This window comes from Sphingobacterium sp. MYb382 (assembly GCF_037572665.1).
Taxonomy (GTDB): Bacteria; Bacteroidota; Bacteroidia; order Sphingobacteriales; family Sphingobacteriaceae; genus Sphingobacterium.
The window spans coordinates 1-14,601 of sequence record NZ_JBBGZT010000021.1 but is presented as its reverse complement, the minus strand read 5'-3'; the positions used below and the strand labels follow the sequence as shown (position 1 = coordinate 14,601).

Genomic DNA, 14,601 nt, shown 5'->3' with positions numbered 1-14,601 from the left:
AAAAGCCTTCCTTGAAATGAAATAAAGGAAGGCTTTTCGTAAAATATCTATTACAGTACTAGATTTTTTTGTAGTCTCGTGTTAACATTTGGTAAATCAAAGTAAACCAGATTATTACACAAGGTAGTGCTTTTAAAGAATAAGGTTGTATGTAGTGCTCCCGAATAAATTTTGGAAATAAATCAGAGGGAGAAAAGCTCGTCAAGAGCATCGCAAATATAAATAAGGCAATTATACCTTTGGAGCGAGGTGTTGGTTGTGTAATAAACCAAATAGCTACGCCGGCCATAGCGATAATATAAGTTGGTGATTCCGAACTGCTACTGAAAATAACCGTAAAAATAAGGACGGAACTCAGTAGTGCCAGTTGAAAATCTATGTTTTTATATTGGTTGATACGTAAATAAGGTAGTGCAAACAAGATAACCCCTCCAAGTAAAAAAGGGCTGCTTGGAATACTGGAATCGCCTGATATGCGGCGGGCCATACCCATTATTGAGATGTCTTGCATGGTGGTTAGGCTGGCATTGAGCTGGTTTTTTGAAACAATAGCCTGAAACCATTCCTGATAACTATGAATAACGAAGCTTGGATTAGAAATTATTGCGGGCAGAAAGGCCATAATAGGTAGTAGTATAACCCCTGCAAGGATAAATTTTATTTTGTTCTTGGAGAAGAAAAAGAAAGCAAGACCAACGATTCCATACAACTTAACTAAGAAGCCCAAAATGATTAATGCTGCTGCTTTTATGTCTTGTTGTTTAACGATTGCCGAGAAAGTCAGCAATACAAGTCCAGTTAAAGCAATGTTGAACTGAAAACTGAATAGTGCCGTTAAGGTTTCGTGTAAACAGATGAGTCCTATCCAGGAACGTTGCTTCTCTGTGATGGGCAATTGGAAAATACCATACCAAAGGACCAATACGTTGATGATGTTCCAGCAAATGGCCCCCACAACGTCGGGAAGTACTGCAAAAGGCGCAATCAGTAAGGCGAAAACAGGACCGTAGTAATTGCTGTCAAAATATTCTAAAGGATAGTGTGCATATAAATTTAATTGCTCCACGCTGTGCCAAAATACCTGTTTAAAAATACGGTAGTTATTATAATTTCCACGCCAATATTGCTTGTTCGCAGTTATAATAGCAATAATAATGTATACTATTAAAATGACCTTTTTGTCTAAAATAAATTTACTAAAACGGGATAAAAATTGATTTAAAGTTCTTTTCATAAGCACATTAATTGTTGAGCTTGGTTATGTATATTTTTAGTTGTGATTTATTTTACTGTAATGGAAGGGATTTTTAATTGCGATAGCAATTAAAAAAGAGGACTTTTTATAAGTTGTTGTTTATTAATTGTTTTATGGATGCGAAGATAACTTGCATATTCCAAATCTGCAAGTTCTTTTCTTACTTATTTAATAATCTGGCCTTTATCCGTGATGAGCACGGCTTTATAGGTTGGATATTGCTTTAAAAGCCGTAGTCCAGCTTGTTTTCCAAGCACCATAATTGAGGTCGATAAACCATTGGCAAATTCGGCTGAAGGACCATAAATGGTTACGCTAACTAAGCCGGTCGCTGGATACCCTGTTTTGGGATCGATAATGTGGGAATAGCGCTTCCCTTCCAGGTCAACATATTTCTCGTAATTGCCCGAGGTGGCCATTGCGATGTCTTTATCTTTTATAACCTTAACCATCGTGCCTGGTTTAAAAGGATTAAATAAACCTATTGCCCACGGCTTTTTGTTGTTTTGTTTACCCCAGGTAGATAAGTCGCCAGAAGCATTTACAATGCCTCCTTGTACGCCCATTTTCTGCATCAGCTCCCTCCCTTTATCGGCAGCATAGCCTTTACCAATAGAACCAAATCCTATTTTCATGCCGGCTAATGTTAAGAAAATCGTAGAGTGCTCTTGATCTAGTATGATATGCTGATAGCCTACTTTTGCTACCGATTTGTGAACGGCATGGGGGGAAGGAAGGCTATCCATGCTACCGTCAAAACGCCATAATTTATCCATGGCCGCGATGCTGATATCGAAAGCACCATCAGATATTCGAGAGAAAAATAAGGCTCTTTCTGTAAGCTCAAAAAGCTCTTTATCGACCTTAACAGGTCGTATACCTGCTTGTCTATTTACTTCTGACAGTTGTGTTTCAGGACGCCACTCCGAGATGAGGTTTTCGATACGGTCGATTTCTGAAACCACTTGGTCAATATGTGTATTCGCTGTTGTCGTGTCTTTATCCACTAGTGTAACCTCAAAGCGAGAGCCCATTAGCGTCATAGCTCTCCGAATCTGCACTTGCGCAGCAGCATCAAAGCTGATAAAAAGTATCAGCAGGAGGATAATAAGCTTAGCGGAGGTGATACGATTTTTCATACTTAATAGCAATCACTCAAAATTTGCTGTTGAGCTTTGTAGTGTGTAAGAGGTTTACCATTAATTTTTTGAACAATTTGATCCAAAATCTCCTCCACATCCCTTTGCATGGCCAACGAGCCACAGATCATAATGATACCACTATCAGCTAAAAGCTTTGCAAATTTAACCCCATCAGCTTGTATCAAATCCATCACATACTGCATATGCAATTCGCGCGAAAAGGCCGTTTGAAAGTCCGTTAATCGATTGTTTTGGATCTGCTGGGCCGCAAATTTTTTATAGTTCGCAATCCAAGCATCATCATGCCTAAATCCACAGTATAGCGAAATAGGAATTGATTTTTTATTTTCCATAATCATACCTAGGAAAGGTGCTATGCCCGTTCCATTGGATATCATGGCCACTTCTTTAGCCTTTTTAGGAAGATGAAAGTCCTTATTTGGCATCAATCGTGCTTTGATATCTTGGTCAATCGTGAGGTTATGTAAATAACCAGACCCGAGGCCCGGCTCATGGAGCTTAACGATAAGCTGAATATTTTTTCCATTTTTTCCAACCGAATACAAGCGTTCTCGATGGTCATCAGCAGGATATATCGCTAGTAAATCACCAGACTGGTAAGAAACAGAAGATAATGGTGCTAATATAACTTTGAAAGTACTATTTGTAGGGTCTACATTTGTTTTTTCGATAACCTTCCACTTTTTCATGCCTACAGGCTTCTCGCTATACACAGAGGTGGCTGTAGCCAACGTGATAAGGGAGTGCTCTGTCCAGCGATGTATCCATGATACAAGTTCATCTACAGAGCGGTCATTGATGGTATGTAAAGGCAAGAAGCGCGTCGCCCAGGGTTGTTGTGCTAATATTTGGTCGACATGCTGCGCATAGCCACAGTAGTCTAAATAGGCTTTAGAACCGAAGCCAACCACGGAGAATTGTACCTGCTGGCTTTGCGGAAATTGAGTCAGTAAAGTCTCAAATTTCAGGGCATTAGTTGGTGGATCACCCAAGCCAAAAGTAGATGTAAAAACTAAAAATTGTTTCGCCTGCGGATAAACCTCGTAGTTGTTCATGAAGGTAATCCACGACTTCTGCCCATCGGCCAGTAGCTGCGTATGGATTTTATTGGCGAAGGCCAGCGTACTTCCATTTTCTGAACCCACGAGGATAATAATTTCCGCTTGATTGGCTTTGTATTTATTCTTTATTTTAGTCTTTGTTCTTCTTAAGGTAATAACGAATCCTGTATAGATAAATGCTAAAATATTAATGGAGGCTAACCCTAGGATAATAGCCCATATGATGTTTGTCCGTCCGGTATGCAAATCGAGGCTTAGACGCTCCCAAAAGGCACTGTACGGATATTTTGTTTCTTCATGAATGGCTCCCGTTATTTGGTTGACGGTATACATGGCGTCCTTCAGTTTGAGCTCGTAAAACTCATCGGGATCGTCAGGCATAAAGGGGAAGTTTATTAGCTCTACATCAGCTAATAGCGTGGTTTGGAATACGGGGAAATCTTTTGTCTCCAGCGGTTTTTCTGTTTCGGCATTCGCCGTATGTTCGACCGCTGTTGCTGCTCCTTTAAACATATCCATACGGACAAGGAAAAGGTAGGTTCCTGTGAGGGCGATGATTAAGATGGGAAGTAAAGCCCAACGTCCACTAACGACGTGAAAATATTGAGCGAAAAAATCTTTATTTATTTTAGCGAAAAAATGGCGAAATCCCTGTTGTCTCTTCGCGATGAGGACAATACCACTCAGCGTAATCAGGAATAGGAAGAAAGAAACGAGTGCTACAATAACTCGACCTGTTTCTTTCAAAAATAAGGAGCGATGGAGTGCTGTTGTCCATTGCACGAATGCGTTTTGGAGCTTTAGTTCGCCGAGAAGCTTTCCATCGTTGGGGTTGATAAAGCCTTTTACGGTTTCGCCATCTTCATTGAGGGCATCAATGCTTACAAATCCACGGTGATCTACGGAAAGGCTTATTATTTCCGGATAAACCTCGTGCAAAGTCGGAATGACTTGCGCGAGGTTTAGCTCTTGTATATTATCCACCCGGTAGGCCGGTAGTTTTTCGTATACGGCATTTACCGCTAATATTATTCCTGTAACAGATAACAGGATTAAAAATAGAGACGAGATAAGCGCTAAAGCAAGATGCGCGTATCGCCAAATGGATAAAATCATTTACTTTATTGTGCTTTATTTAATTTTACAAAACGGATATAACCAGAGCCCGTAGCCCGTTCTGTAACGGCCTGTGTAGTTAATGGAATTTCGACGTCTTTGATATGATATTTTTGTTCTTCAACGGCCGATTCAAAACGCAGGGTATACCCTTTATTAAGTTTCGCATCATCGATACTGATGGTGCGGATAGAACGGTCTCCCCCACCTATAGAAGCACTCGTAACGGCACTAATTTTCTCTTTAGTTTTCGTTTGAAATTTATACCATTCCTTCAAGGTATTGTACCATTGCTTATCAGGGCCTAAAACGGCTAATGTTTTTTCATAAGCGCCCTTAGGGTCGATTAAAGAGATAATAACGTATGCCGCTTCTCCTTTGTAGCTTTCCATTTGCACCATGCATTTGTAGTTGCTTGTTTGTGCAAAAGAAGATACGCTAAGCATAAGACCGAAGACTGTACCCGTTATTATTTTATGTAATTTATTCATGTTTTTATTTTAAGAAGTCTAGCGATACTTTGCTGGTTTTTAGGAAATCGTTGTCTTTTGCTAAATCATAAGCCGTTTCATCGAATTCTGTTTTTAAACCCTTGTCTGCGCCAAGGTTAACCAATGTTTTCAAAGCGACATCGTCTTTGGCAGTAAGTGCTGCTTTGTGTAAAGCCGTCATTCCATCTTTATCTTGTTGATTGATGTTGGCTCCTAGTTCATGTGCCGCCTTAATCATGTTCAAATTCTCTTTTGCCACCGCTAAATGGTAAAGTGTGTTGCCATTCGTTTGTGGGCTCGTTACCGAAAATCCTTTATTCGATAAAAGAAGAAGCTTCGCACGGAAGTTCTGCTCGTCTTGTTCACGGTTTTGGCCACCTTCACGGAAAGAATTGAACCAGTAGTATGCTAAATTGTTTCCATCTTTATCTAAAACAGCAACATCCGCACCATGTTTTAATAAAGTTTCTGCTACCTCTGGACTACCCGTAGCGATAGCACGTGTCAATGCAGATTCTCCTTTATCATTTTTAGCGTTGATGTTATTCGCCTTGTCTAAAAGTAAATCTACCAATTTGGCGTCACGACCTGCTGCAGCAACCATTAAAGCAGTCGTTCCTTCGTTATCCGCTTTCGCGACATCAACTCCTTTTCCGATGAAATAGTTAATTACTTCTGCATCCGGGCGACGTACTAAAGCGTTTAATACCGTAGCACCATCCTTGCTAAATGCTTTTGGGTTAAGGCCTAATTTTTCAACTAAGTAGGTATAGGTCTCTAAGCCATTAGCTTTTGAACGAGAACCCATTGTTGCGAAAAATAAGGCATTGTTGGTTGGTTTTACACCACGAGCAATAAGTTTTTCAATTAATGCTGTGTTTCCGAAACGTGCCGCGTAATCTGCTGCGGTAGCGCCATTGTTGTCTTTATCTTGGATAGATAAGCCTTTCTTCACGAGATAGTCAGTGATGGTTAAGTCATCGTCGTTGGCTACAGCGAGTAGAAGTAAGCTTGCGCCGTCATCATATTTTTGTTTAGGGTCTACACCTGCTTGAAATAAAGCATCGTAGATTCCTGTGTTTTTATTACCTCCTGCGGCAGCAGACCCAGCAATAGATACGCCATGGCTATCTTGGTAGCGAACATCGGAACCTTTTTTTATTAAGTAGTTTACCAAGTCTAGGTTGCCAGTTGCCACTGCCCAGTGTAAGTAACTACGGCTATGGTGTGTTTTTTTGTCTACGCTATTTCCTTCTTGCTCAATTAGATAAACAAGAACATCCGTAGGAGCTTTATTGGTAATAGCAATAGAAACGGGATCCCAAGAGCCTGCATTAGGCTTAGAAGGGCTATTTCCTTTGCTTATTTCTTCTTTAACGGCTGTTAAATTCGGATTTGTTTTCCAAAAATCCTGGTTTAACAAGGTGCTGTTTTGCGCCGATCCGTAAAAACCAAACAGAAGCAACGCAGGTAATAAAAGGTTTTTCATGCTACTCAATTCTTGTTTATATTAAGTCTAAATTAAAGCAAATATAGCATATATATTGTCTTAGCCCAATTTTAAGAACAAATCTTGTGCTGTTTTTTAACAATTGGGTTAAAAAGGTTCATAAAAGGCAAAAAAGAAGGCCTTTAATTGTTTCTTAATTAGACTAATTATAAATTGTCGAATTAGTGAATTATCCTTTATTAATTAATCATGAGAATGAACTTAAAAATCGTGCTCCCGATGTTGGGGCTTGTAGCAGGAACTACTGGTTTGTATGCGCAGACAACAATCAAGGGACGCGTCTTAAATGAGAAAAAGGAACCTATTTCAGAAATTACCGTTTTGGCAGGTCATAAGGCCACTAAAACGGATGAATTAGGGCAGTTTAGCATTTATGTTGATCGACCGGGAAAGGTGAAGGTTCGTCTGTCAGGAATTGGTTTCACAGCCAATGAGTTTGATATCAAACAGGCAGGCAGTGAGACGCTTCTTCAAGACATTGTCTTAAAGTCTAATGGTTATGATATTGATGCTGTAGAGGTATTTGGTGAGCGTGGGCGTCAGCCAAAGGGCTTGGAAATGATTACGCGTATGCCTTTGAAACCGTCGGATCAAATACAGAGTATTTCTATTATCTCGCACAAGGTTATTGAAGATCAAGGGGCCTTGACCTTGACAGATGCTTTGCGTAACGTGCCTGGGGTGACTCTTTTTGGTAGCTATGGTGGCGTAAAAGAGTCGATGTCGACACGTGGTTTTCGTGGAGTGCCTGTGTTAAAAAATGGGGTTCGTATGGATTCGCAGTTTCAAACGGCTTCAGGTGTGGTCGATATGCAGGGAGTTGAATCAATTCAGATGATTAAAGGTTCTGCAGCGATTACACAAGGAGTGATTACAGATATCGGTAATGCCGGCGGTGTAATCAACGTGGTTACGAAAACACCTAATTTCGTTAATGCCGGTAATGTAGGTATACGTGCCGGTAGCTGGGGTCAATTTCGTCCTACATTTGATGTAGAGGGTGTTTTAGATAAAAAAGAGACCGTGGCGGTACGTTTTAATGGCGCTTATGAGCGTGGCGATAGCTATCGTAAAGGTGTAAATTCAAATAGCGTTTATTTCAATCCATCGCTGAAATGGAAAGTATCGGATAAGACGACGCTTACTTTGGAAGGAGATTACTTAAATAGTAATAGAACGCCAGTAACTTCGGCCGTTAATTTAAATAGCTCACAAGGTATTAATGCGCTCTATTTATTACCGAATGATAAAATAGCCGGATTGAGTTCTGATAATACAAACACGGTGATGAGCAGTGTGATGGCAAGTATCAGCCACTCGCTATCGGATAACTGGCGTATTCGTAGTACTTACGCCCACTCCTCTTATCAAGTAGATAACCTCTCGACGACAGCCGCTCTTTTAAGAGATGGCAATCCTGATTTTACGAAATTTAGCCGCAGCATGTCGCGAAGCAAGCGTGACGATAAAAACACAACCTTCCAATTTGATTTAATTGGAGAGGAATTATATACGGGACGTATCAAACATACGGTTCAGGTAGGCTTTGATTACCGTATAGCGGATGTTAAGACAACTGCTTATGCAGGAACCTTAAGTCCCTTAGAGAAGTCTGTAAAGATGGCGAATACCAACGTCATAGACACTATTGATATTCTTGGAAATTGGGCAACGAAGCTTTCGCAGGTTGCCTACCATGATGTCAATGGCGTATTACGTACCGGTAAAAAGATAGCTTTCGCAGAGGGAACGCCTGTTGCGTCTTACTATAACACTTTTGGTATCCTGGCGCAGGATGTCATTGAATTTAATCCGTTTTTGAAAGTAGCCTTAGGCCTACGCTATTCGGAGATTGATGTGAAAGATTTTGTTGGCAACGGTAGAGAAAAGAGATCTGCTTGGAACCCTAGTGTGGGAGTTATTGTATCGCCGATGGAGCATTTCAATGTGTTTGGGTCGTTTACCAATGCAACAAATTTACGTAGTGCCGCAAACCCGATGGTGGGCGGTGGTGAAATCGGTGCTTCCGAAACGCAGCAATTTGAGGGCGGAATTAAATCGGATTGGTTGAATGAGCGTTTACGCTTCAACTTAACGTACTTCCATATTTACACATCTAATCTATCCAATGCAGAATATGTTGAGGGAAGTACAACGGCTACAGGTTTTTATTATAAAGCAGGCGACTTAGTGCGCGACGGTATCGAAGCTGAGTTGAATGGCCGTGTGTTGGAGAACCTAACGGTGATGTTGGGTTATGCTTATTTGGATGCGCGCTATAAAAAATCACCATCATATGTGGATGGTTCTGCGCCAATGAATGCACCAGAGCATACCGCTAACGGCTGGATACAATATGTGGTTAACCAGGGTGCCCTACGTAACTTGAGTTTAAGCGCTGGTATTTATTATGTAGGGAAACGCCCCGTGAATGAATACAGCACTGCTTATGATGGGCATACCTACAACCCAGGGGTTAAGCCTTTTGATATGCCTGCTTATACAACCATTAACGCACAGATGGGCTATAAAGCAAAAAAATGGGAAGGCCGTGTGTTCTTTAATAATATAGCCAACAAAGTAGGTTTGAATTCTTACTTCAGAGGTGGGTTTATTAATCAAACGGATCCTAGAAATGTTGCTGTAGCATTAAACTATAAGTTCTAAGAAACTATTTAGCGACTTCATCGCTGATCTAAGGAGCAAGAAAGCCGATAGGAAAGATATCATTCTTTTTTATCGGCTTTTTCTATTGATGAGGGATTTAAACCTGTAGCTATTCTTTGTTTGCACTCGTTTATTGGTATAAATTTAGGTTATGAAAAAAATTCCGTACGTATTATTTGTGATGTTGGCTTGGTCGACCATCGGGGGGGCGCAAACAAAATGGCATTTCAAGGCCGGAGTTGGTTTTTCCAAAATCGGAACGAACTACGGAAAGGTATATCCAGGAGTAGATGCCGATAATAATCCATACAACTATGATGTAGAGTCGGTTTCTGGTATTTCTTTGGGCCTAGGCCCTACCTTCCAGCTGAATGAAGTCTTTTCTATTCAGCCGACCTTGGTTTTTGCACGTCGTGGATTTAAACAAAATGGCCGCTCGGATATTGCTAGAGGAAATGATTTTAAGGCCAATGTTTCTTATTTTGAATTGCCCGTAGACCTCGTGTTTAGCCCTAAGCTAGGCCCTGGGAATCTATTTTTGGGCGTAGGCCCCTATTTGGGCTACGGCGCTGGTGGCAAATGGAAGACTTCCGGTCCTGTATTTATTGGAGATATTGTTATTGATAACAAAGGAGATGTCGCCTTTCAAAAAGATAACTCTTACGGTACGATGGAAACCTTCGTATATGCTAAGCCTTGGGATTATGGAGCGCAGTTGAAAGTAGGCTATACCCTATTTAAGCAGTACACCATACTATTTGAAGTGCAACGGGGACTAGCGAATATACATCCAAAATGGTCCGACTATAAGTCTGGCGTGCGTATCAAAAACCAATCCTACGGGCTATCCTTAGCCTATTCGATGTAGTTTGGCTTTAGAAATCAATATTTTGTAGATGATAAATTTTCTATAGCTTTGTTATAGACTGACGTTATGACGTATAGTGGCGGTCTGTAACTTGATTATTTAAAGCTTATTATTTATGAAAACCCTCGCTCTTATTTTTACGGCTATTGTTGCTCTTGAGCATATTTATATCCTTTGGATGGAAATGTTTGCTTGGGAAACAGCAGGCAAGAAAGTCTTCAAATCTTTACCGGAATCGTTATTTACACCAACAAAAGGATTGGCCGCCAATCAAGGACTCTATAATGGTTTCTTGGCAGCGGGTTTAATATGGTCTTTTTTTATTTGTGATGCCTACTGGGCAGAAAATATTCGCATCTTTTTCTTGAGCTGCGTTGTGGTTGCGGGAGTTTATGGTGCGCTGACAGCTACGCGTAAAATTTTCTTTGTGCAGGCTCTTCCCGCAATTATTGCTTTACTGTTGACCCTTCTGGCGCGCTATTAACTTTCAATGCCGTATGTGTGAAATAAAAAAAGCCTGCTTCTCAGCAGGCCAAACACATTAAATTGAAACTAATTTCTTATTGGTAGGTGGTTACGATTTTAGCAATCTTCCATCCGTTTTTGCTAGGTTGAAGCGTGATGTAATCAACACGTGTAAAGTTTTCGAACTGCAATGTTGCTTTTGCTAATGCTGAATCTTCGGTCTCGTTCAACATTTCGTAGCTAGTCGCGCAGTTGTATTTCAATCCTTTATTTTCTTTTAAAAATTTGCTATACGATTTTTTATCGTGCTCTGTTCCGTTCGCGGTATTGATTAACGTGAAGTCTTCTGTTAACATGTTTTTGTTCCATTGACTATCTCCCAATACCGAAGCCGCCATGTAGGTGTTTACTACCGCTTTGCTGTTGTTCGCGCTTGAAGGGTTGCTGCGGTTCGCTGCAAAAGAGCTCATGCTTGTTAATACAAAGAATAATGCTGTTAAGGTAAAAAGTGCTTTTTTCATGATTTAATATTTTTAAATTTCTTTTGTTTCTTGTTTGATGACTCAAAGGTAGGTCGCTTTGCTCCTGCTGGAAACGCCATTTAGACCAATCCGGGGCTTTATTCGGTGAATGCGGGGTTCTTCTCGGTTAAAAATTTAACCGGTAAGTCTGTGATTTCATGATGCCTAGGTGGCCGCAATGTGGGCTTGTTAATGACCTAAGAGGCTGTAGCGCTACTTAAGATATAGCATACCTGCTCTACCGCTGTCGCGGGATGTAGAACGGACGATATCAACAAAAAAAAGCCTGCTTCTCAGCAGGCCAAACACATTAAATTGAAACTAATTTCTTATTGGTAGGTGGTTACGATTTTAGCAATCTTCCATCCGTTTTTGCTAGGTTGAAGCGTGATGTAATCAACACGTGTAAAGTTTTCGAACTGCAATGTTGCTTTTGCTAATGCTGAATCTTCGGTCTCGTTCAACATTTCGTAGCTAGTCGCGCAGTTGTATTTCAATCCTTTATTTTCTTTTAAAAATTTGCTGTACGATTTTTTATCGTGCTCTGTTCCGTTGGCGGTATTGATTAACGTGAAGTCTTCTGTTAACATGTTTTTGTTCCATGGACTATCTCCCAATACTGAGGCTGCCATGTAAGTGTTTACTACCGCTTTGCTGTTGTTGATGCTTGAAGGGTTGCTGCGGTTCGCTGCAAAAGAGCTCATACTTGTTAATACAAAGAATAATGCTGTTAAGGTAAAAAGTGCTTTTTTCATGATTTAATATTTTTAAATTTCTTTTGTTTCTTGTTTGATGACTCAAAGGTAGGTCGCTTTGCTCCTGCTGGAAACGCCATTTAGACCAATCCGGGACTTTTTTCGGTGAATACGGGGTTCTTCTCGGTTAAAAAATTAACCGGTAAGCCGATGATTTCATGATGCCTAGGTGGCTGCATTGTAGGCTTGTTAATGACCTAAGAGGCTGTAGCGCTACTTAAGATATAGCATACCTGCTCTACCGCTGTCGCGGGATGTAGAACGGACGATATCAACAAAAAAAAGCCTGCTTCTCAGCAGGCTAAACACATTAAATTGAAACTAATTTCTTATTGGTAGGTGGTTACGATTTTAGCAATCTTCCATCCGTTTTTGGTAGGTTGAAGTGTGATGTAATCAACACGTGTAAAGTTTTCGAACTGCAATGTTGCTTTTGCTAATGCTGAATCTTCGGTCTCGTTCAACATTTCGTAGCTAGTCGCGCAGTTGTATTTCAATCCTTTATTTTCTTTTAAAAATTTGCTGTACGATTTTTTATCGTGCTCTGTTCCGTTCGCGGTATTGATTAACGTGAAGTCTTCTGTTAACATGTTTTTGTTCCATTGACTATCTCCCAATACCGAAGCCGCCATGTAAGTGTTTACTACCGCTTTGCTGTTGTTGATGCTTGAAGGGTTGCTGCGGTTCGCTGCAAAAGAGCTCATGCTTGTTAATACAAAGAATAATGCTGTTAAGGTAAAAAGTGCTTTTTTCATGATTTAATATTTTTAAATTTCTTTTGTTTCTTGTTTGATGACTCAAAGGTAGGTCGCTTTACTCCTGCTGGAAACGCTATTTAGACCAATCCGGGGCTTTATTCGGTGAATACGGGGTTCTTCTCGGTTAAAAAATTAACCGGTAAGTCTGTGATTTCATGATGCCTAGGTGGCTGCATTGTGGGCTAGTCATTGTATGCGTTGTTGTGCTGCATAGGCTAATCGTGCCTTTAATTAAGCTTTCAATATTTTACGGGTATGAATAGCTGTTATTGACAATAAACAGGTATTGCTCCAAACGTTTAGAACCTAAATCATTTTGATGTTCATTTCTAAGTATTCAACTGGTTTCAGTCTATATCCTTTCGTAAATTTTTTATACGTGATACATATAAGATATTTCGTAACAAATGGAACCTTTTGCTTGCCAGCTTTAGGAAGTTACTGCTACCTAGTTTATCAATTTCAAGCTAAAATATGTGTTAGCCACCAAAAGTGCACTTTTGGTGAGTTGGCAAATTAGGCTTTTTCGTAGCACCTATTTTTTGGATGCTTTATGCTGTTTGAGTGGTCATGAGGGCTATTTAGCGGTTATGCGGAGGTCTCCTTACTTCATACCTAACGATAAATAATTACTTTTTAAGAAATCGTAGTTTTACTACACTTTCTCAGATAAATGGGTGATTGCTAGGAAAGCGGAAAAGGCTTTACTAGGTTTGCTAACAGTTACATATTTAAGTATTTAAAACAGTTAATCATGGCAGAAAACAATTCAAGATCCGTGTTGAAGTTCAACGGCGGAGAAGCGCAGAAAGTATTAAAACTACACTACAATGTAGACCGTGCGGTCGATGTATCCGGTCGCGTATCATCGGATCCCTCCAATGCAATTATCAAGGTTACCGTAGAGGCGACCGATAAGTCGGACATTTTGGAGAGTTTGTTGAACGGGAAGTACAAACCTACAGCAGGAGAAGTTACCTTCAACAAATCACATGAAGAAGGCACCTTGATCACGTTAAACTGGGAAAACGGATACGTAATCCAACATTCGGTAGATTTTGATGCAATAGATTCAAACAGTATGCTTATCAGTTTTGTGATCAGCGCTGAGAAAATCAACTATGGCGGCGGTGCTTACGAAGGCATCTGGCCTAGCGCTTAATTTTTAGATTGCGGGGCCACCTTTTCGCCCGGAAGGATAGCCTGGCAATCTACTTTATTACGTATGCTAACCATACGTATCTAGAAACGATAATAAACTCTTTTTGCGCGCCCAGCAAAAAGATTACTATAAAAATATGACAAGCTGAAGCCTCGAAGGCGTCCGTTTGTCATCATCCTTATCGAGTACTAAAACGATGAACTTATGACAGCAGGCAGCAACAGGCCCAGCAACTCCGTCCTTATTGCGGCCAACGAACTGATGGGGGTATCCCATTTGGTTAAGCTCACCATTGTTGTGGAGGGCCGTTTGATTACGAGTTACAAAGATTTTCGGTTGTCCCAACACACGGGCGGGCACCATCATTTTACCTTAGTGTTAGACCACGACTCTTTGGGCGCGATTGAAGACCATCATATGGAGCAGGCGCAGCAGTTGCTGGGCAAGCGCATCTTGGTGACCTTCCGCTATCGCAACCTTGTAGAAAGTCCGGAGCGAGACTTTATTGGGGTGATAACCCAAGTTGGTTTAAGTCGAGAGCATAAGAATCATGGCAATATTGTCTTGTCGGGCTACAGCCCCACGATACTGCTCGATGGAGCCACAAACATGCAAAGCTTTGGCGGAGACGCTACAATCTCACTGGCTACTATCGCCCAAGAAGTGATTAAACAAGGCTTGGGAACGCAGAAATATCAGGTGGCAGTAGCGTCCGAGTTTGGCCATGTGACGTATAGCTGCCAGTATGAGGAGACGCACTATAACTACCTGGTTCGTTTGGCTACTACCCATGGCGAGCAGTTTTATTA

General features: G+C 40.8%; 13 protein-coding genes. 5 read left to right on the top strand and 8 right to left on the bottom strand.

Features of this window, described 5'->3' with window-relative positions; genetic code table 11:
• Positions 1-58 precede the first annotated feature (58 nt).
• The 5 genes from WH223_RS08945 to WH223_RS08925 form a co-directional block, all read right to left on the bottom strand.
• On the bottom strand, positions 59-1,234 hold the full coding sequence (locus WH223_RS08945) for a glycosyltransferase family 87 protein (RefSeq protein ID WP_340047239.1): 1,176 nt from the start codon (positions 1,232-1,234) through the stop codon (positions 59-61).
• Positions 1,235-1,419: 185 nt separating this feature from the next.
• Complete coding sequence (locus WH223_RS08940) at positions 1,420-2,394, bottom strand: FAD:protein FMN transferase (RefSeq protein ID WP_340047238.1); 975 nt, start codon at positions 2,392-2,394, stop codon at positions 1,420-1,422.
• A 2-nt stretch (positions 2,395-2,396) separates the two neighbouring features.
• Positions 2,397-4,595: a PepSY domain-containing protein gene (locus WH223_RS08935; protein ID WP_340047237.1), complete on the bottom strand. Its 2,199-nt coding sequence runs from the start codon at positions 4,593-4,595 to the stop codon at positions 2,397-2,399.
• Positions 4,596-4,600: 5 nt separating this feature from the next.
• The gene (locus WH223_RS08930) at positions 4,601-5,086 is read right to left on the bottom strand and encodes a DUF2271 domain-containing protein (protein WP_340047236.1); all 486 of its coding nucleotides are present in this window, start codon (positions 5,084-5,086) and stop codon (positions 4,601-4,603) included.
• A gap of 4 nt (positions 5,087-5,090) precedes the next feature.
• Positions 5,091-6,575, bottom strand: a complete 1,485-nt coding sequence (locus tag WH223_RS08925; RefSeq protein WP_340047235.1) for an ankyrin repeat domain-containing protein — start codon at positions 6,573-6,575, stop codon at positions 5,091-5,093.
• A gap of 210 nt (positions 6,576-6,785) precedes the next feature.
• Between WH223_RS08925 and WH223_RS08920 the strand changes: the two genes are divergently transcribed.
• The 3 genes from WH223_RS08920 to WH223_RS08910 all read left to right on the top strand — a co-directional run bounded on the left by WH223_RS08920 (position 6,786) and on the right by WH223_RS08910 (position 10,615).
• The gene (locus WH223_RS08920) at positions 6,786-9,263 is read left to right on the top strand and encodes a TonB-dependent receptor domain-containing protein (RefSeq protein ID WP_340047234.1); all 2,478 of its coding nucleotides are present in this window, start codon (positions 6,786-6,788) and stop codon (positions 9,261-9,263) included.
• Between the two features lie 151 nt (positions 9,264-9,414).
• Positions 9,415-10,131: an outer membrane beta-barrel protein gene (locus tag WH223_RS08915; protein ID WP_340047233.1), complete on the top strand. Its 717-nt coding sequence runs from the start codon at positions 9,415-9,417 to the stop codon at positions 10,129-10,131.
• A 115-nt stretch (positions 10,132-10,246) separates the two neighbouring features.
• Complete coding sequence (locus WH223_RS08910) at positions 10,247-10,615, top strand: DUF1304 domain-containing protein (protein WP_340047232.1); 369 nt, start codon at positions 10,247-10,249, stop codon at positions 10,613-10,615.
• 76 nt (positions 10,616-10,691) lie between these two features.
• On the opposite strand, the gene WH223_RS08905 is transcribed toward WH223_RS08910, so the two are convergent.
• The 3 genes from WH223_RS08905 to WH223_RS08895 form a co-directional block, all read right to left on the bottom strand.
• Positions 10,692-11,117 (bottom strand): nuclear transport factor 2 family protein, encoded by a 426-nt coding sequence (locus tag WH223_RS08905; protein ID WP_340047231.1) that lies wholly within the window; start codon positions 11,115-11,117, stop codon positions 10,692-10,694.
• 329 nt (positions 11,118-11,446) lie between these two features.
• A complete protein-coding gene (locus WH223_RS08900) occupies positions 11,447-11,872 on the bottom strand; it encodes a nuclear transport factor 2 family protein (RefSeq protein WP_340047229.1) in 426 nt (141 codons plus the stop codon).
• 329 nt (positions 11,873-12,201) lie between these two features.
• Positions 12,202-12,627, bottom strand: coding sequence for a nuclear transport factor 2 family protein (locus WH223_RS08895; RefSeq protein ID WP_340047228.1), 426 nt, complete (start codon positions 12,625-12,627; stop codon positions 12,202-12,204).
• 757 nt (positions 12,628-13,384) lie between these two features.
• Here WH223_RS08895 and tssD point away from each other — a divergent pair.
• Positions 13,385-13,792 (top strand): type VI secretion system tube protein TssD, encoded by a 408-nt coding sequence (tssD, locus tag WH223_RS08890; RefSeq protein ID WP_340047227.1) that lies wholly within the window; start codon positions 13,385-13,387, stop codon positions 13,790-13,792.
• Between the two features lie 261 nt (positions 13,793-14,053).
• The coding region (locus WH223_RS08885; protein ID WP_340047225.1) for a contractile injection system protein, VgrG/Pvc8 family at positions 14,054-14,601 on the top strand (548 nt) is incomplete at its 3' end.